This is a genomic window from Vreelandella andesensis, from assembly GCF_003989795.1.
In the GTDB taxonomy this organism is placed as follows: Bacteria; Pseudomonadota; Gammaproteobacteria; order Pseudomonadales; family Halomonadaceae; genus Vreelandella; species Vreelandella andesensis.
Window position 1 is genome coordinate 57,388 of the sequence record NZ_RZHG01000022.1, and the last position, 18,394, is coordinate 75,781.

Annotated in this window: 15 protein-coding genes; 4 read left to right on the top strand and 11 right to left on the bottom strand. The window is 53.3% G+C overall.

The window, feature by feature from the left end:
• Positions 1-28: 28 nt before the first annotated feature.
• From ELY33_RS12970 to ELY33_RS12980, 3 genes are all read right to left on the bottom strand, one after another.
• Positions 29-592, bottom strand: coding sequence for a TRAP transporter small permease (locus ELY33_RS12970; RefSeq protein WP_126948337.1), 564 nt, complete (start codon positions 590-592; stop codon positions 29-31).
• A gap of 1 nt (position 593) precedes the next feature.
• Entirely contained in the window at positions 594-1,580 is a 987-nt protein-coding gene (locus ELY33_RS12975; RefSeq protein ID WP_126948338.1) for a TRAP transporter substrate-binding protein, read from the bottom strand.
• 147 nt (positions 1,581-1,727) lie between these two features.
• Complete coding sequence (locus ELY33_RS12980) at positions 1,728-2,435, bottom strand: DUF3581 family protein (protein WP_126948339.1); 708 nt, start codon at positions 2,433-2,435, stop codon at positions 1,728-1,730.
• A 107-nt stretch (positions 2,436-2,542) separates the two neighbouring features.
• On the opposite strand from ELY33_RS12980, the gene ELY33_RS12985 reads away from it, so the two are divergent.
• Complete coding sequence (locus tag ELY33_RS12985) at positions 2,543-5,512, top strand: hypothetical protein (RefSeq protein WP_126948340.1); 2,970 nt, start codon at positions 2,543-2,545, stop codon at positions 5,510-5,512.
• A gap of 72 nt (positions 5,513-5,584) precedes the next feature.
• On the opposite strand, the gene ELY33_RS12990 is transcribed toward ELY33_RS12985, so the two are convergent.
• Complete coding sequence (locus ELY33_RS12990; RefSeq protein WP_126948387.1) at positions 5,585-6,301, bottom strand: trimeric intracellular cation channel family protein; 717 nt, start codon at positions 6,299-6,301, stop codon at positions 5,585-5,587.
• Between the two features lie 178 nt (positions 6,302-6,479).
• On the opposite strand from ELY33_RS12990, the gene ELY33_RS12995 reads away from it, so the two are divergent.
• The 3 genes from ELY33_RS12995 (at position 6,480) to ELY33_RS13005 (ending at position 10,139) form a co-directional block, all read left to right on the top strand.
• The gene (locus ELY33_RS12995; protein ID WP_126948341.1) at positions 6,480-6,974 is read left to right on the top strand and encodes an NfeD family protein; all 495 of its coding nucleotides are present in this window, start codon (positions 6,480-6,482) and stop codon (positions 6,972-6,974) included.
• A 14-nt stretch (positions 6,975-6,988) separates the two neighbouring features.
• A complete protein-coding gene (locus tag ELY33_RS13000) occupies positions 6,989-8,038 on the top strand; it encodes an SPFH domain-containing protein (RefSeq protein WP_126948388.1) in 1,050 nt (349 codons plus the stop codon).
• A gap of 301 nt (positions 8,039-8,339) precedes the next feature.
• The gene (locus tag ELY33_RS13005) at positions 8,340-10,139 is read left to right on the top strand and encodes a GGDEF domain-containing protein (protein WP_126948342.1); all 1,800 of its coding nucleotides are present in this window, start codon (positions 8,340-8,342) and stop codon (positions 10,137-10,139) included.
• 23 nt (positions 10,140-10,162) lie between these two features.
• Here ELY33_RS13005 and ELY33_RS13010 read toward each other — a convergent pair whose 3' ends face one another.
• From ELY33_RS13010 to ELY33_RS13040, 7 genes are all read right to left on the bottom strand, one after another.
• Entirely contained in the window at positions 10,163-11,515 is a 1,353-nt protein-coding gene (locus tag ELY33_RS13010; protein WP_126948343.1) for a DUF2252 domain-containing protein, read from the bottom strand.
• A gap of 81 nt (positions 11,516-11,596) precedes the next feature.
• Positions 11,597-11,980, bottom strand: a complete 384-nt coding sequence (locus tag ELY33_RS13015) for a DUF1294 domain-containing protein (protein ID WP_126948344.1) — start codon at positions 11,978-11,980, stop codon at positions 11,597-11,599.
• A 158-nt stretch (positions 11,981-12,138) separates the two neighbouring features.
• Positions 12,139-13,497 carry an N-succinylarginine dihydrolase gene (astB, locus tag ELY33_RS13020; RefSeq protein WP_126948345.1) on the bottom strand — a complete coding sequence of 453 codons (1,359 nt, stop codon included), beginning with the start codon at positions 13,495-13,497 and terminating at the stop codon, positions 12,139-12,141.
• Positions 13,494-14,969, bottom strand: coding sequence for a succinylglutamate-semialdehyde dehydrogenase (astD, locus tag ELY33_RS13025; protein WP_126948346.1), 1,476 nt, complete (start codon positions 14,967-14,969; stop codon positions 13,494-13,496). Before astD ends, astB begins: the two co-directional genes overlap by 4 nt.
• Positions 14,970-15,046: 77 nt before the next feature.
• A complete protein-coding gene (gene astA, locus ELY33_RS13030; RefSeq protein WP_126948347.1) occupies positions 15,047-16,078 on the bottom strand; it encodes an arginine N-succinyltransferase in 1,032 nt (343 codons plus the stop codon).
• The gene (locus ELY33_RS13035; protein WP_126948348.1) at positions 16,078-17,142 is read right to left on the bottom strand and encodes an arginine N-succinyltransferase; all 1,065 of its coding nucleotides are present in this window, start codon (positions 17,140-17,142) and stop codon (positions 16,078-16,080) included. Before ELY33_RS13035 ends, astA begins: the two co-directional genes overlap by 1 nt.
• Before the next feature lie 35 nt (positions 17,143-17,177).
• A complete protein-coding gene (locus tag ELY33_RS13040) occupies positions 17,178-18,392 on the bottom strand; it encodes an aspartate aminotransferase family protein (protein ID WP_126948349.1) in 1,215 nt (404 codons plus the stop codon).
• Positions 18,393-18,394: the final 2 nt, after the last annotated feature.

An 18,394-nucleotide genomic window follows, 5' to 3' on the forward strand; every position in this document is an offset into this window, starting at 1 on the left:
AAACGTACCGTCACTATGATAAGCGGGATTAACGTGGTGTCTTGGCGGAGGGTTCTTGCGTCGGGGTTCGCCATTTTTTAATTGAATGGATAAGATTCACCCAGCCATGCAGACTAAGAGACAGTGCAAACCACGGCACAATTAACCACGCCCAAAATTTTTTAACGCCAAGCGTGGACGTATTTTCAGCGTAAATAAAATTGAACGTTTGCCCCTGAAAAGCACGGGTATCGAACCCCGCTTGCATAAGCGCAAGGGGCTGATACCAGCGCCAGCAAAGCCACGCTAGCAGCAAAGCAAATAACAACACCATGGCATCCACCCACACGCCAATCAGCTTGCGGCCGGTTTGCGGCAGCAAATCACTCAGCAGCGTAACCGCTATTCCCTGACGGCGCTTAAACACCGTGCTGGCAATCAGGAATGTCATCCAGATCATGGCATAGATAGCCAATTCACTGACCCAATAAAGCGGGCTACCCAACGCGCGAAAGGCTATATTAGTGAGAATTAAACAGGTAACCGCCGCCGCTAAGGCAGCAGCGGCAATCTCTTCACAGCGAGCAAGCCCCGAAGAAAATCGTTGCAGCATGTTACTCGTCACGTAACCGGTCAGCTTCCATGCGTAACGTTTCTAACATAGGTGCTTTAGGCGCCCAGATGCTTTCCCACTCAGCAATGGCATCAGAGAAAAATTCAGCATCCGCTTCAACGATGTTGATATCTAAGGCGCGAATTTCTGCTTCCTGAGCGGCGTCCATTTCCTCGAAGCCTACTAGCACGTTTTCAAGGTGTTCAGCCATCGCGGTATCAATCAGCTCGCGATCTTCTTCAGACAGCTCGCGCCATACTCGCCCAGACACAACGCCGACCATCGGGAACATCATATGATTAGAAATCAGCAGGTTTTCCGCCTGCTCGTAAAATTTCAAAATTAAAATAGAGTCGAAATCCATATCGATGGCATCGACCTGGCCGTTAGCCAGCGCGTCATACACTTCTAATAGTGGCATCGGCGCTGGGGCTGCACCTGTGGCCGTATAAAAATCACGAATTGGCTCAAACGGAGTAATGCGTAACCGCTGCCCCTGCAGGTCGTCAGCACTTTCAATAGGATCGCGGCTTAGCACTTGGCGCATGCCTACCATGCCGTAACCTACGCCAATTAAACCAACTTCCGCAGGCATTAATTCGAGCAGCTCCCCAGCGGCATCCGAACGCAGCAGGCGTGCCGCATGATTAACGTCATCCACCAAATAGGGCGCATAAAGTGCGCCAAAATCAGGAATACGGTTAGAGATTTCGGCGATCGTCAAAAAAGCCATGTCTAGGGCGCCGGTTTGTAGCTGCTGAACCATCTGCGCTTCATTGCCAAGCTGCTGAGCTGGGAAAATGCTGACGCTATGTTCGCCAGCAGAGCGCTCATTAAGCGTTTGTGCAAAGGCTTCCGCCTCAGTAGACCATAGGTGCTGTGCAGGTGTGATAAGGCCGAGACGAAAATCCCTGGCTTGAGCACTCGCGGCTGAAACGGCGATTGTAGCTGCTGCGCAGGCAAGCGTAAGCGTTTTGATGCGATTCATGCAAAGCCTCTTTTATCTAGCAAAAGCGCCAAGGCGCTTCGCGTGTTTTTTAATTGATAGGCCCCGAGAATACCTTAGCGTTAGCGTTAATGGCACCCGCCATTACGCTAACGCAACTATGCCATTACGCTAACGCAAATACGCCGTTTACGCCGCTTCGTACGCCGCCTTTAAGCGATAGAACTGATCAACAATCGATGCCATTTCAGTCGCATCGTATTCACATAAACCGCTAACCACTAGCTTCTTCGAGCCCACTCCAACCGCTTCCCCAGCAGACTCAATCGAGAATTCCAGCAAAGCATCGGCACGCTTGCCCTGAACCTCTAGCGACGAGCTTGTTAGGGCTAAGTTCGGCGAAAAACCGTCTAGACGCTCTAAAGAAAACCCCATGCTGTCGTAAATAACCAGAGGTCGCTTGGGATTAAACATGACCCCATGCTGTTCCATTAAAGGCTTTAAATAGTGGGGAAAATTCTTACCTGAAAACGCCACATAGCAACGGGCAAAGCCTTCGACTGCCGTTTCATCGTGAGTCACTTCACCACCACGCGTCACCTGCAAGTAGCATTTCCCCCCTTCGTCGCAGACATGTAGATCACCATTCTCTTCTTCACTAAACTTGAGAGGTGTATCAGCTCCCACCATATTGGTGAAGCGAAATTCCATTTGTCGCGACAACCCAAACTTTACCAGTACTAGCGTAAATAGCAGATCACCAGGTACGCAAAAACGGCGCGCATCTGGATTGTGGATCGGGTTGTAATCGCCGGCCACGCCCTTGGCGAAACGACTGGCCTGCTCAGCAGAGATCACAACATACTCTCCGCGCTGCGCGTAAAAATCCTTAAACATGGCTTTGCTGCCTGCCTAGCGTTGAAATCGAAAACCCATTACGGCCCCACGACGCGCATAATGCCATAAAACACGTGCCGACAGGAGTCATCAGCAAGGAAGCCCGTATGCCGAACGAGAACCTCAAGTCAAAACGTCTATCCCGAGCCCTGATAATCACCCTGTTGAGTGCTTTGATGGCAGCGTTGGTATGGGTATTTGGCAGCGCTTGGCTACTGAATAGCCAATGGCTACCCAAACGACTATCGCAGATCGAAGGCGTCGACGTGCGCTGGTCCAATGCCAACAGCCTGCACCCAGGTCGCTGGGAAGTAGAGAATCTTTACTTGGCCCGGGAAGACGACGCTCTGCCAGTATCCGTTGAAGCCCGGCGTGCAACACTTTCGCTATCGTTAATGGCGCTGCTACGCGGCGAACTACACATACAGTCACTCGATGCGAACGGTCTTCGCCGCGTGACTGTCGGAGACATTGCGCTCGAGGCACAAGGCCAACTTCAGATGGCAAATACCCAGTTAAGTCGAGCCGCGTTAGCCATCCCCAACGTATCACTCAATATCAGCGAGGGTCGTCTAATACGCTTAAGCGACCAAGCCTCGTTAGTACAAAATATCCAATTACGTGCAGATGCCTCCCTAGAGAGTGTTACTACCGCGCAAATTCCTCGCGAAGAACTCACGTCCGAATTACTTAACGCCCTGTCTGCACAACTGACCATCGAAGCGCAAGCGGATGCCTGGGACGTCTTTATGCCCTACTTAGAAGCGTTGCCCTGGTTGACACTGGATGGCTATGGCCACTTAACGGGCGACCTTAATCTGAATAATGGCGAGCTACAGCGTGGCAGCGAGCTCTCCCTAAACGCCCCTGAACTACGTTTATCGGTCAACGAACAGCGCCTGCAACCCCGAGACACTGACGACCTGCGTTGGTTGATTGCTGACACACCGCCTCAGCTCCACACCGCCGTTGGTGAAGGCACTGTACGCCTAGCAGTAGAAGACGACGAGCTCAACTTTTCAACGCAGCTAACCAATGTGGTACTGGCGGATAGCCACCCGTATGCCACCAACACGCAACTCCACCTTGCCACCAGCATACCGAATCAGCGCCTAGACCAACTAGACCTTCCCACCGGCGCCTCACTTGAACTACAGGGCGAGGTCACTCGCCTCGACATGCTTGATCGCTATCTGGCTCACACGTTTGAAGGCCAAGGGATCAGGCTTGCAGGCAATGGTCAAATTGAGGCGAGCGTGACGCTACGTGACGCCACTCCTTATCACGCATCGTTATCGATCCAAGCGCCATCGCTTGCGGCTGAATTACTTGATTTTTCCGCTCAAGGGAGTGGCTCACTGGCCGCACAACTGTCGACTGAAGAGACGATAGACGCAACGCTCGCCTTCACTAACGCCACCCTTAGCCATCACCAGCGAACGTTAATGGCAGACGCTGTCATCACGCTTAATGCGCTTAGCCCACTGAAACCAGCGCTGGCAAAAGAAAACGCCACGGCCCGACTGTCCTGGCAGTCTGCTCGTTTACCCGACATTAGCGTGCTGCAAACTTATCTCACCGCCGCCTTACCCAACCCTGCCCCATTGCAACTGCTTAGTGGCCAAGCTACCAGCAATGGGCAAATCGATTTCACCACCGAGCAAATGCGCGGAGAGATCTATTTAGAAGGAAAGCAATTAGCCACCCGCTGGCAACACTCTGAACAGCAGGGTGTACTGGAAAGCGACGCACAGCTTAGCTTAGCCATTCGCCGAGCAGCTCTTGACGGCACAACGCTTGATATCAGCGGTTCACGTCTGCGCTGGCAAGTTGCGGATACGCAGTCCACCAGCGAACAATTAGAAAGCATCCTAGTACTCAATGAAGGCCGCTTTCAGCGCAGCGACGGTAGTGGTGATGAAAGTAGTGATAACCAGATCAGTGGGGAGTTTGCTCTGGAGGGTAGCGTACAACGACTAGGGTTCTTAAATACCTTTTTACCCGACGCCCATGGCTTGGCAATTGCGGGTAACGGCCAGCTCTTCGCTCAAGGCGCTTTTCAGGATGACCGCTTATTGGCCCCCACCCGCCTTAGAGTGAATGCCAACCAGCTTGAGGTCGCGTTTTTAGATTATATCGCTACCGGGCGCGGCGAACTAACGGCCCAACTCGACACCGCTGAGCAGGCCCAGCTTTCGCTAGGCATACCACACTTTGCGCTTATGCGCCTGGACGATGATCGCCCCCACCTGCAAGGCCGCCACTTTGCCCTCACCACCGAAACCGAACGTTTTAGTGACGTGCTAGCGTCACCAGAGCCAACTTACTTCACTACTCGCATCGCGCTGCCCATTACAGAAGTGCCAGACTTCACCCGCTATAACCGCTACCTACCTGAAGATGCGGGAGTTACCTTGCTCGGCGGCCAGGCTAGCTTAACCAGCGAGTGGCTGCTGGAGGGGCTAACTGCCCAGGGCAACCTGACGCTGCGCGCGTTTGGTGCCGAGCTAGCGCTGCTTGACCAGCAGCTAAAAGGCGATGTGGAATTGCATTTGCAACTCACCGAGGGAGACTTAGAAACGCGACGCTTCAACGCTAATGACTCATTCCTCCGGTTGGAGAACGTCTTTCGGCAAAGCTCAGCAGGCGCACAAGACGCTGGCTGGTGGGTGCAGCTCACCATGGAAGAAGCACAGCTTGAGTGGGATGACCCTATTCGTTTAACCAGCCAGCTACGTCTTGGCATGCGCGACACCGGGCTTTTGGCCCGGCTCTTCTTAGACCGCGCCAGACAAAGCGAGTGGTTGGGGCGGTTATTAAACGTGCGTGACATTAACGGTAGCGCTCAGCTTCAGATCAATGGCGAACGCATCCAATTACACGATCTAACACTTACCGGCGGACCGCTCTTGCTACTTTCCGATGTCACCCTGGCTGACAAAAGTGCCAATGGTGCGCTCTACGCCCACCTTGGCGCACTGGGGATAGGGGTAGAGTTGATCAACAGCGAACCCACATTAAAGGTATTGCAACCAAGGCGTTGGTTCGATCGCTGGCGAGCAGCAAATGCGTTTTGAAAAAGAAGCAATAAAAAAAGAAGAGGCGGAAACACCTTCCTTTCGCAACCACGCAGAAGGAAGGCTGCTCGGCTAGTGTTTTTTACGCTCTCGTCGGATCATGCGCACCCGCTCTTTAGCTTTCTGAGGCGTTGACAGCGTTGCTGCAGTTTCATTATGCGTTTTCGGTGGTAGGGTGACCCAGGCAAATACAGGTAGCGCTAAGCGCCAGTGAATCGCCGCTAGGCGCAATCCAAGTGTCACTATTAATGAGGCTGCAATCGCCACGGTTAATGGCGCATTTAATGCATCGAACGCCACATACACAATGCCACCCGCCAGGGCTGCCGTTGCGTAGATCTCTTCACGAAGCACCATGGGTACCCGCTGGGCCAGCACATCACGAATCATGCCACCAGCCACGCCTGTCATCATGCCCATTAACACCGCCACAACGCCTGATGCACCCAGCAGCAGTGCTTTATGTGTCCCGATGACGGTAAATAGCGCCAGCCCAAATGCATCCGCAACGGGTAAAAACCCACGAGAAAGACGATGAATATAGTGAAACCCCACCAGCGATACGCCCACCGTAGCTAATATCACCCACAAGTAGGTCGGATCTGTCACCCAGAACACTGGGCGAACGCCAAGCACCAAATCCCTGAGCGTGCCGCCGCCAATACCAGTCACCGCTGCCAGCACCAGCATACCGAAGGGGTCCATTCGCGAACGACAGGCTAAAATCACACCTGACAAAGCAAAGACGATGACCCCCGCCATATCCAACCAGTAAATCACACCCGACACGCGACTCTCCTTAGCAATATGCTTCATTAGACGAGCGGGATAATTCCCCTGACACGAGAAGCCTTCTTCACCAAAAACGTTCAACAACATTCAGCGAATACTACCTGCATCAGGTTATGGCACACTGGTAACAGTAATCACAATTTGTTCTTATCTTTTTCTATACATGGGGACACCTATGGACTGGAACCCTGCTTATACTTGGCTGGTGATTGCCCTGTTGTTAAGCCTCGCAGAACTGACGTCCGGTGCAATGTTACTGCTTGCGCTGGGAGTTGCTGCGGCGCTTACCGCTACGGTGACGGCACTGGGATTATCGCTGCCTTGGCAGCTGCTCAGCATGGGGATTTTCGCGGGTATCTTAGTGCCTTTGGGCGTCGTCGTCATTCGTCCGCGCTTTTCTCCAAGAGGCGTTGCCTATGGCACGACCGGCACGGGCGTTGAAAAAGGCAACCACTACCAAACGCTGCTACGCGATTTTGACAACGCAACCGGCATTAAAATAAACGGTGATTTCTACCGGTTGCGTGTTATCGAGAGCGGAGAGACTGAACTGCCGCAAGGCACCCAAGTGGTCTTTAAACGCTTTGAAGGCACGACCGCCTTAGTGACGCTGACACCTTCATCAGATGCAATTCCCCAGGATGCAATTTCCCAACGCAAGGAGCCATAAGCATGAACAACCTCATGGATTTATCAATTAGCCCAGGGCTGCTCATCAGCCTGATTATTGTCGTCATTGGCGTGCTCATCATTTCGAAAGGATTGGTTATTGTTCGCCAGTCAGAAGTGATGGTGATTGAGCGTCTTGGTTCGTTTCATCGTGTGCTCGAAAGCGGCATCAATATCATTGTTCCGTTTATTGAGCAGCCACGCGCGATCACTATGCTGCGTTACCGCAAAATGGGCGAAGACTACACAGCAATTACCAGCGATGAAACGCGTATTGACCGCCGTGAAACAGTCATGGACTTTCCTGGCCAGCCAGTCGTCACCACGGATAACGTCACCGTGAGAATCAACGGCGCACTTTACTACCAGATTATTGACCCCAAGCGAGCGGTCTATGAAGTAGAAAACATGAGCCAAGCCGTAGAGGTGCTGGCAAAAACAACGTTGCGCTCGGTCGTGGGCAAGATGGAACTAGATAAATTGTTTGAATCTCGCGCCGAGGTAAACAACGAGATTCAAGCAGCGATGGAGGAGCCGGCGTCTAAGTGGGGGGTCAAAATATCTCGGGTAGAAGTGCAGGATATCGCCATGCCGGAAGAAGTAGAGACGGCGATGCGCCTGCAAATGGCCGCTGAACGTAAACGCCGTGCGACGGTGACAGAAGCAGAAGGTGAAAAATCCGCGGCCATTGCAATGGCTCAAGGGCAGCGTGAGTCGGCCATTCTTAACGCCCAGGGTGATAAAGAGTCGGCGATTTTACGCGCCCAAGGTGAGCAGGAATCCATCAAACTCGTGCTCAGCGCTATCGGCGACAGCGAAGAGAATAAGCGCACGGTGGTGGGCTATTTACTCGGCCAAAGCTACATCAAAGGGCTGCCCAACATGGCGAAAAATGGTGAGCGAGTGTTCGTACCCTATGAGTCTTCTGCCCTGCTTGGCTCCATGGGAATGTTCCGTGAAATGGCGGGATCGCCCGAGGACACCGTTGCTAATCATCTAAAAAACCGCAACAGCAGTGACAGCGGCTTCCGCAGCGGCATCGTCGGTGGTGCGACAGCTACTTAAAAAATCACTTAAAACGTACTATTTCAGTAATACAGCGAAAAATGCAATTTCTTTAAGCCTCGCAAAACCTACCAATGCTGGGCCAAGAGAGGTCCAGCCTTTTTACCCTCTTTTCCCGCCTCCCCTCCTTTCTGCGTAATGTTTTTTAACGTTGAAGAAGCTATCATCGTCTTAACTTATTTTAAGTTAAGATTTTGAGCTACATTAGTGTTTGCATCATATGCGCCTCAATCAACTAGCAGGCTTTGATTGAAGCATTTATCGGCAGAAGGATTGTAAACTGGAGGTTAATACGTCCACCATGCTGCCTCGAAAGCTTGCCATTCGCCATTTCACTCTGCTGCTTCTTACAATGGCCACGCTAGTGATGCTTGCAAGTGTTGCTGTCGCAGCTTCCCCGTCACAACCCCTGCAAAGCTGGGAGTTCCGCTGGGGGGATTCTCCCCAGGACGCCAATAGCCATCCAATATGGTTGCAAAACAGCACAGCAGAGTGGCAAACCATCGACTCCCCCTCCAATCCGCCTGGCCGCCAGGGGCACGAGCATCTCTGGTTACGCACAACGCTGCCCGCCGGTGAGTGGAATGATCCTGTTCTGTTTATCACCAGCATGAATCTTATCGGGCAGGTTTATCTGGGCGACGAACTTATCTATCAATACGGCGAGTTTGATGATCACGGCAAAGGAGAGTTTGCAGGCTGGCCCTGGCATATGATTGACTTACCCAGCGATGCCGCCGGGCAGCAACTTACCTTTCGGCTCTATTCGTACTACACCAGTATCGGCCTATGGGGCCAAGTACAGGTGATGGAGCGAATTGACGTACTGAAGCAAGTGATTCACGACTCCGCCCAAGATCTCGGTGTGAGTGCATTAGTATTGGTGCTCGCGATTCTAGCGACCATTTTCGTATTGATAGGGCCACAGCGCCAAGGCTTCGGTGCCATTGCACTATTCGCCTATGCTTCAGGGCTGATGTTGCTTGCTGAAACCCCAGCTCGCCAGCTAATTGCCGATGGCGCCCTGGGTTGGGATATGTTGCGCGCTGGAAGCTACTATACCCTGCCGGTGGCATTGGGTTTATTGCTTAGCGACTGGCTGGAAGGCACGGCCAAGCGCTGGATAACAGGGCTGTGGGTTATCCACCTGTTATACCTCGTTTCCGCCATGAGTTTGGTACAACTTAGTGTGATTAGCCTTTCACTCACGTTTCCCATCTTTGACGTAATGCTAGCCCTCACACTTCCCATGATGCTGGTGCTGGCGCTAATGCGCTTCCAACGGTTAACACTTGAACAGCGGCTTCTGGTGGTGAGTTTTACTTTTTATGCACCGTTATTGCTGGCCGATATGATCGTTGCCCATGGCTTTGTCACTTGGCGCAGCGTGCCCTTGAGCTACGGCACATTAGCGTTCGCGGTCGCGAACGCTGCTATTTTTCTGTGGCACTATCGCCACACGCAACAACAGCTTGCTTTAGCAAATGAAACGCTAGAACAACAGGTGGCGTCCCGTACGGCCGATCTTGACCGCCTCGTTCAGGAGTTAGATGGCTTATCACGCAAAGATCCATTAACGGGCCTGCATAATCGTCGCCACTTCGACTTAGCATTTGCGCATCTATGTCAACAAGCACTACAACAAACCAGCCACCTCTCGGTGCTTATGCTGGATATAGACTATTTCAAACAGATCAACGACGATTTTGGCCATGGTGCCGGAGATGCCATCTTGGTGGATATCGCGCAGTTGCTGCGACAACACCTACGCGAACTCGACGTCATCTGTCGCTTTGGTGGTGAGGAGTTTGTTGCTTTGCTGCCAGCCACGTCTCAAGCTGCTGCCAAAACCAGGGCTAATGCGCTGCTAACGACTATCTCCCAAAGGGCATTTGTCTATCGGGGTACACCGATACGGCAAATCACGCTTTCCTGCGGAATAGCGACTTACCCCAATCACACCCAAGACCCTACTAAGTTGCTACGGCTGGCTGACGAGGCACTTTATAAAGCAAAACACAGCGGACGAAACCGCTGCGTTGTTTGGGAAGATTCTTTTGAAGATCGAGGCTTCTTGTTCAGTAAACAGCAGACGCTATGAACGTTATTAGCGAGGCCTTTTAATTAAGCGGAATCTGTTGCCAAAAAGTGCTCTACAAACACTTGGTAGTCTTGGGTGACGCAGTCGGCATACGCAATTGCAAGGGTCGACACCACATCAACAAACTGCTCTTCGCGACCGTTTAAACGCTGACAGACCGCATTGGCAAATGGCGCTGAACGACCCCGGTGAAGCGCCTGGGCGCCGCGCAGATGTTCACGTGCGAGAATCTCTCCCCACTGGCGCGCTAGCTTGCGGTAAGACTTACCCCCTGAAAGCTTGTGAGTAGGCACGTCTTTTTTGAACGGAGAACGTTCCCGAACCGAAAACACTTTGCTGTTCATGGTCAGCCAACCCAGGTAGGCATCCGGGTGTTCTGCAATGGCATGGAATGCCGCCGCATGGCGAATGCCTTCATTAGGAAATAGCTTTCGCCACGCCTGCTGTTGGGCTTTATTCATTAAGCCGTAAGCTTCTGGCGTTACCTGTTCTTTAATATCTAATATAACGTCATCGTGTTCATGGTCTGCCCCGCCCTCAATCAACACATAATACCGCTCAACACCTAACGAGCCCGTTCCCGCATCCAGACGTCGGGCGGTATCTTTTACACGGAAGTGCTTGGGGTCATTTTCTTTGATCGGATGCTGCAGCGTCTGTTGATACTCTTGCTCAATCAAACGGCGCAGCTGGCTGGCGACATCCGCGGGCAAATTGGCCAACTTACCAGGGCGCTCTGCGAACATACGCCCTTTCTGGCTATCGAGGGTCGTCCATTTTTCCAGCATGCGCGCGCGATTCTGCTCATCGGCAACTTTTCCCATGAAAGGCTTGAGGGGCCCTTTAGCGCTATCCAGCGTCACCGCATCAATAGACAGCTCGTTGGTATGAGCATCTTTTGCATTAGCTTCTTGGGCATAACCCATTAGCGTGTGAATATACCCCTCTAACAGTTTTTTTAGCGCTTTATCAGTTGCTTTGGGACTTAACGCTGCGTTTTCACGGCTATCCAACACCACGCTGATCGCCAGCCGCCATACATCGTATTGATAGTCACCTATCAACGCATCATCGAAGTCATCCATGCCGTAGCGCACTTGGTCATCGTGGTGACCGTAAGCACCAAAGTTATAAACGTGCGCATCACCTTGAAGCCACGTTTGGGTAGTGGGCCATCCACCAAATAGCGCAAAGCGCCAATCGTGCCAAACGTCTTGCCAATACAAATGATTGGTTCCACGAAAAAATCGATAGGGAGACGCGGCCATTTTGGCGTACTTTGCTTGGCGGTGCGCCGCATTTAACGGCGCATTTGCCTGCTGAATCGCGTCAATCACCTGCTGTGGGCGGTTATGCCCGGTTAGTGCATGGCTCATCGCATTGCCTTTATCAGTGTATTAAAAGCAGTCTGCTAGTAGCGTAGGGGATAAACGTTAAGAGAATAAGTCATTGGCGAATTATGCCCATAGCCAACCAGCAAGCGCAGCCAGATTGATCAGCACCGTTAACCAAAATACACGCCTGAAGGGACGTTTTTGGGTTTTGTGGCGAAGCCACTGCTGCGCGACCATCGCCCCGGGCCATCCCGCCAATAAAGACAACACATGTAAGGTTTTTTCTGAGATTCGTTGCCCATTTTTTTGCGCAGCCGATTTATCTGACGCATAAGCAAGGCATGTCACAGCGCTAACCACCAGGTAAGTTATCAACAACCACATGGGTAGCTTTTCGGTAATAACGGCGATGGCCAGTAGCGCGAAAAATATCAGCGTTATGAACAGTGAGCGACCTGCTGTGCCTTTCGCGTGTCTGGTTGTGTTGGCCTTTTTATTCAACGTCATTGTTTTGCTCCTTTCCTTGAGCCTCAATTATTCTGTTGATGAGCCATCTTCACAACGACAATAAATCAACGCCAACACCGGCGCTTGCGAATCACCACCAACGGCACCCCGAATAACACTCGGGCATTTTCCTTGGCGTTTTGGTGACATCACCAGCGTTATTGACTCAACTGAAACGGATAGACAGAACCAATTTTCAGCACGTGGGTTAACTCGTCTAGCGCCACAAGCACCTCTTTAGCGAGCTGGGGGTCAGCGAGGTCTTCTGCCGCTAGGCGGTCGCGATAGTGACGATTGACCCAGGCAGTCAGGTCATCGTAAAGCGCATTATTCATTAACACGCGTCCGGTCAACGCTGCCTGTTCAGCTTCCGATAAAGCAACACGCAGTCGCAGGCAGGCAGGGCCACCGCCGTTGCGCATGCTCTGCTTAACATCTTTAACGACCACTTCACCAACCGGGTTATTGCCCGCCAGAATAAAGTCCTGGATGGTGCGCCAGACGGCTTCGCGCTCTTGGCATTCGCTGGGCACTACCAGCGTCATGGTGCCGTCCGGGTTGGAAAGTAGCTGGGAGTTGAACAAGTACGATGCTACCGCATCTTCCATGCTCACCGCGTCTAACGGAACTCGCACCGGAATCAGTGGCGTAGACATTTTGGCGCGCAACTCATCCAAGGTGCGCGTTTCATCCAAAAAGGCCATTTCGTGATAGAGCAGCACGGGGCCATTACCCACGGCAATCACGTCGTTGTGGAAAACACCCGCATCAATGGCGTCTGGGTGCTGCTGGGCAAACACCGTTTGTGCCTCCGTTAGCCCATGCTGGCGAGCCACCGCTTGGCTGGCTTCCAGGGTTTGCCGAGCGGGGAAGCGTTTTGGCTCACGCTCAACACCAAATGCTTGGCGACCATAGACAAATAAGTGAACGCCTGGCTCGCCGTGTTCGCCGCATAGCCGAGTATGATTCGCCGCCCCTTCATCTGAAAAGGCAGGTGTCGCTGGCAACACGGGATGATGCGCGAAGTGCTGTTCATCATGGAAAATAGCCTGCAGCACACGGCCCGTGGTTTGCGGCTCTAGGTAGCGGTGAAAACTAGATTGCAAGTTCGCCGGTGTGAAGTGCACTCGGCGATCAGACGCATCAACACTGGGAGTAACGGTGCCTGCGTTGGCCGTCCACATGCTGGAAGCCGAGCAGACCGCCCGTAACAGCTGAGGAGCCTCTTTGGCAGCGCGGGCTAGCACCTCGCTGTTGCTGCCGCTGAAGCCCAAACCCCGTAATGCCCCTACATCGGGGCGCTGCTGGGGCGGCAGCACACCCTGAGCGTAGCCCGCATCCATCAGTGACTTCATTTTCAGAAGCCCTTGCAGTGCGCCCTCTTTAGGGTTGGATACTAGCCCACCATGGCTCATAGACGCCACGTTGCCGTGGGCCAGCCCTGAGTAGTTGTGAGTTGGCCCTACCAGTCCATCAAAGTTAACTTCTCTTACGCTGCTGCTTGAAACGTTGCTCATAAGTTAACTCCCGGTGGCAGCGTTTCCGGCATCTCTAAGGTGTCAGCTTCCATAGAGGCCACCGGATAAGCACAATAGTCAGCGGCATAATAAGCGCTTGGACGATGGTTACCGCTGTCGCCAACGCCGCCAAAAGGTGCGTCGCCAGAAGCACCCGTGGTTTGGCGGTTCCAGTTCACAATGCCCGCGCGAATACGCAGCAGGAAGTCGTCCCAGTCTGCTTTATCGCCACCGATGAGCCCTGCAGACAAGCCATAGCGTGTATCGTTTGCCAGCGCGAGCGCCTCATCCCAATCGCTGTAACGATGAACTTTCAGCAACGGGCCAAAATGCTCCTCGTCGGGTACCTCTAGCCCTGTGACATCAATCAGCGCGGGGCTTAACAGGCTGGTATTTTCTTTAAGGCGCTGCATGCGGTTAATCACCGTGCCACCCATGGCTTCCAGCTCGTCTTGCGCCTTAAGCAGGCCGTCAGCAGCAGCCACGCTGACCAAGCCACCGTAGAACGGTGCTGCAGGTGCTTCTTCAAACTGTCCGGCAACGTGTAGTTTAGCGATAGCGTCAGAAAGCGCGTCGATTAAGCGATCACCCACCTCACCCTGCGGCACCATCAAGCGGCGGGCACAGGTGCAGCGCTGGCCACCGGATAAAAACGCCGACTGTAGAATGTTCAGTACAGCAGCGCGCTCATCATCAACATCTTTTACTACTAACGGGTTATTGCCGCCCAGTTCTAAGGCCAGAATTTTATCCAACTGCCCAGCGAACTGCTGCTGCAACATGCCACCGACTTTAGCGCTGCCGGTAAACAGCAGGCCATCGATACCTGGGTGCGCTGCCAAGGCTTGCCCTACAGCCACACCGCCCTGTACTAAGTTAATCACCCCGGCAGGCAGCCCTGCTTCTACCCAGCATTGCAAGGTTAAGTCGGCAGTCAACGGGGTTTGGTCGCTGGGTTTAAATACCACCGTATTGCCTGCAAGCAAGGCTGGCACCATATGGCCATTGGGCAGATGACCGGGGAAGTTGTAGGGGCCAAATACCACCATGACGCCGTGGGGGCGATGGCGCAGTACGGCTTTCGCACTCCCCACTTCTTTTTCTCGCTCGCCAGTACGCTCATGGTAGGCCTTGATAGACAGCGCCACTTTGCCGACCATCGCGCCGGCTTCAGTGCGGGCTTCCCAAAGCGGCTTGCCGGTTTCGGAAGCAATCGCGACCGCTAAGTCTTCACGGCGAGCCGTCAGCACGTCCACAAAACGCTCAACCAATGCTTGGCGCTCAGCAAACGTTGTGCGCGCCCAGCCAGGGAAAGCCACACGCGCGGCATCGATAGCGGCACCCACCTGCGCGTTTGAGGCCGAAGCACCTTGCCAAAGCTGTGTTCCCGCAACCGGGTCGTACTTTGTGAAGGTGTCGGCATCGCCGGTTACCCAGGCGCCGTTAATCAGTTGCTGCTGTTGGGCGTGCATGTTTATCTCCTTCCCGTATGCGTGCTTGTTGTGCGAGCTTGTTATGTGCGTTTATTTTGAAAGACGGTTTTGAAGCGCTAGGTTTCCAACAAACGAATGTGTTCACCTGTCGTCACACCCAGGCGATCGGCTTCTTGTTGATTAAGCACGATGGTATTTTCCTGAGTGGGCGCGCGACCTATCCAACTGGCGGTGAAGTTAAGCATCTCGGTGGTGGCTGCCAGCCAACGGCTAACGCTTTCGTCCGGAGCGCTTTGAGAAATCTCCACTTGGCAGAGTCGTGAATCACGAATCGCCCGCACGTCATCAATGTAGGCTTCCACCGTGGGGCCACCATCGAAAATATCGACATAGCCTTCCCAGCGCAGTCCTTCTTTCTTGAGCATTTCAAGGGCTGGTCGAGTATGGCGGTGCACCTGGCCAATACAGGCACGCGCCTCGTCTGACATAAACGTGGTGTAGATCGGGAACTTAGGCATTAGCTCACCGATAAAGCTTTTCTGCCCCAGGCCGGTTAACCGGTCGGCCTCGTTAAAGTCCATGGGAAAGAAGTGTTTACCCAAACTTTCCCAAAAGGGGCTGGTGTTGTTTTCATCAAACACACCGCGCATTTCCGCCAACACTTTTTGCGGAAAACGGTCACGAAACTGAGCAATGAACAGCCAGCGGGCTTTGGAAAGAAGCGCACCATTGCGCAGGTGTTTGTTTGCTTCGCCGCGGTATTCAGGGCGTAAAAACAGCGAGCACACTTCGGCATCGCCTGTGTGATCAGAGCTTAAAAACAGCGTGTCGATTGTGCGGTGCAAATCCAACTGCACCGAAGAGTGCGCCAACGTGCCTAAGCGATAGTTATAGAACGGCACTTCGCGACCGACTTGGCCTTCAATAGCACAACAACCTGCCAGTTCTCCACTCTGCTCATCTTCCAGTATAAAGAAGTAGAGTCGATCGTCGGCGGGCGTGCGCTCTTCAAAGGCTCGGGCGGCGGCTTCAATTTTGCCGGCCAAAAACTCACGGTTATCCGGCAGTGAGGTAAAGCCAACGCCTGCCTGTTGTGCAAGCGCCTGGAGCCCATCTAAATCGTCGCGGGCAATGGGTCGAATGCGCATTACATCTCTCCTTCATCAAGCGCGTCTACCGCGCTTGGCAGGGTTAACGGCGCTGCCAGCACCGCGCGCCCCTCTTCAACACCTAGCCGTTCAGCGTGCTGCGGTGAAAGCATCAATTGCCCGGTAGGCGAAAGCGCATAGCGCGCCACAATACAGCGGAAGTCACCTAAAGTTTGGTTGGCTATCATCGCTGGTTCCGCATCGGGCAGTGCACGCTCAGGGCGAACTCTGACCGGATGCCAAGCAGCGCGACGGAAGGTTTCCAATCGCTCACGCTCGGCTTTTACAATCGGCCCTGCGTCGAAAATATCGACATGGCGAGAACGCACAAAGCCTTCTGCCAGCATCTCTGCCAGCGCGTCTTCATGGGCGGGGTGCTCTCGGCCAATGGCCGCGCGCGCCTGAGGCGTTAAAAGCGGTAGATAAAGCGGAAACTGCGGCATCACTTCCGCAATAAAGCTTTTCGAGCGAACGCCCGCTATGTGATTCATTTCTTGGAAGCTGCGCGCAAAAAAGTGACGACCAACGCTCTCCCAAAAAGGTGATTCGTTTTTGCGATCCAAATAACCCGGAAAAGCGACCGCTAGAAGGCGTGAAAAGCGCTCGGGATATTGGGCAATAAACATCAATCGCGCACGGCGTAACAGGCTTTCCGCACTGGTGCCTTTGTAGCGCGGATTAAGCGACAGCGCGCAAAGCAGCGTGGCATCCGAGGCTTCGTGAGAAAGCGCTAAGGTTTGTACTTCCCGTCGCACATTCAGCTGTTGAGAAGCATGAATCAGCGTTTCCTGACGATAGGTGTAGTAGGCTTCAGCAGCGCCTGCCTGGGCGCGAATGGTCGCCGTGCCTAACACTTCTTCGCGGTCATCATCCGCTAGCACAAACATGTAGTGCTCGTTGCCAGGAAACTCTATTTCACTGTTAAACGCTTCCTGGGAGCGCACAATGCGCTCCTCAAGCCGATCACGGTTGGCGGGCAGATTAGTGAGCCGTGGCACCGCGTGCTCTGCCAACTGCTCCAGGGCTGGAAGGTCAGCCATTGTTACCGGTCGAATTACCAGCATCCTTAACGCCCCCTCTTGTGTGGCTTCTTGCCTATTCATGCGCTGGCAACTAGCCGCTCAATAGCACGCTCTAAACGTGCCATACCTTCAGCAATATCTTCTTCTGGAATGACGAGTGATGGCGCCATGCGAAGCACGTTGGGGCCAGCAATCAGCGCCATCACGCCCTCTTCGATCGCAAGTGGCAGGATGTCTTTAGCGCGGCCTTCAAAGGCATCCGACATTTGCGCGCCCATCAGCATTCCCATGCCGCGAATTTCTTTAAACACGCCGTATTTGCGATTAATGGTTTCTAGGTGTTCACGGAACAGGTCGTGGCGATGCTTAACACCGGCAAGTACGTCTGGCGTGTCAATAAACTCCACCGCCGCGAGCGCTACCGCCGATGCCAGTGCATTGCCCCCATAGGTAGAGCCATGGGTACCAATCACTAAAGATTTTGCAATTGCATCCGTGGTTAAAGTGGCACCAATTGGGAAGCCGCCACCCAGTGATTTTGCACTGGTGAGAATATCCGGAGTGATACCGAAATTTTTGTAAGCGTAAAGTTCACCGCTGCGGCCAACGCCCGTTTGTACTTCGTCAAAAATCAACAGCGCATTGTGTTCATCGCACAGGTCACGCAGCCCCTGAAGAAACGCTTGAGTCGCGGGAACAATGCCACCTTCGCCCTGCATCGGCTCAACCATAATGGCGCAGGTATCGTCGCCGACCAGCTTGCGCACGCTTTCCAGGTCGTTGAAGCTGGCATGCAGAATGCCACCGGGCACTGGGCCAAAGCCTTGGGAGTACTTAGGCTGGCCACCCACGCTCACGGTGAAGAAAGTGCGGCCATGGAAAGACTGATAAAACGAAATAATTTTATCTTTGTGCTCGCCATGGTGATCAACTGCCCAACGGCGGGCCAGTTTTAATGCCGCTTCATTAGCTTCGCCACCAGAGGAGCAGAGGAATACCTTATCGGCAAAGGTGCGTTCAGTAAGCGTTTTGGCAAGTGCCAATGCTGGCTCGTTGGTGAATACGTTGGACAGGTGCCAGAGCTTTTCGCCCTGCTCTTTCAGTGCATTTACCAGTACTGGGTGACAGTGGCCAAGCGAGTTCACCGCAATGCCACCCGCGAAGTCGATATATTCACGCCCCTGTTGATCCCACAAACGGCTGCCTTTGCCACGCACTGGAATAATCTGCTGCGGCGAGTAATTTGGCGTCATGTAGTGATCGAAATCCTGACGGCTTGGGGTGTAACTCATGG

What these genes read in the sequence shown, in the direction of transcription:
- ELY33_RS13040 (WP_126948349.1), bottom strand. Translation starts at nt 18,392, where the DNA reads ATGAGTTACACCCCAAGCCGTCAGGATTTCGATCACTACATGACGCCA.
- ELY33_RS13015 (WP_126948344.1), bottom strand. Translation starts at nt 11,980, where the DNA reads ATGACGTTGAATAAAAAGGCCAACACAACCAGACACGCGAAAGGCACA.
- astD (WP_126948346.1), bottom strand. Translation starts at nt 14,969, where the DNA reads ATGCACGCCCAACAGCAGCAACTGATTAACGGCGCCTGGGTAACCGGC.
- astB (WP_126948345.1), bottom strand. Translation starts at nt 13,497, where the DNA reads ATGAGCAACGTTTCAAGCAGCAGCGTAAGAGAAGTTAACTTTGATGGA.
- ELY33_RS13035 (WP_126948348.1), bottom strand. Translation starts at nt 17,142, where the DNA reads ATGCTGGTAATTCGACCGGTAACAATGGCTGACCTTCCAGCCCTGGAG.
- ELY33_RS12995 (WP_126948341.1), top strand. Translation starts at nt 6,480, where the DNA reads ATGGACTGGAACCCTGCTTATACTTGGCTGGTGATTGCCCTGTTGTTA.
- ELY33_RS12975 (WP_126948338.1), bottom strand. Translation starts at nt 1,580, where the DNA reads ATGAATCGCATCAAAACGCTTACGCTTGCCTGCGCAGCAGCTACAATC.
- ELY33_RS12970 (WP_126948337.1), bottom strand. Translation starts at nt 592, where the DNA reads ATGCTGCAACGATTTTCTTCGGGGCTTGCTCGCTGTGAAGAGATTGCC.
- ELY33_RS13010 (WP_126948343.1), bottom strand. Translation starts at nt 11,515, where the DNA reads ATGAGCCATGCACTAACCGGGCATAACCGCCCACAGCAGGTGATTGAC.
- ELY33_RS13005 (WP_126948342.1), top strand. Translation starts at nt 8,340, where the DNA reads ATGCTGCCTCGAAAGCTTGCCATTCGCCATTTCACTCTGCTGCTTCTT.
- astA (WP_126948347.1), bottom strand. Translation starts at nt 16,078, where the DNA reads ATGCGCATTCGACCCATTGCCCGCGACGATTTAGATGGGCTCCAGGCG.
- ELY33_RS13000 (WP_126948388.1), top strand. Translation starts at nt 6,989, where the DNA reads ATGGATTTATCAATTAGCCCAGGGCTGCTCATCAGCCTGATTATTGTC.
- ELY33_RS12980 (WP_126948339.1), bottom strand. Translation starts at nt 2,435, where the DNA reads ATGTTTAAGGATTTTTACGCGCAGCGCGGAGAGTATGTTGTGATCTCT.
- ELY33_RS12985 (WP_126948340.1), top strand. Translation starts at nt 2,543, where the DNA reads ATGCCGAACGAGAACCTCAAGTCAAAACGTCTATCCCGAGCCCTGATA.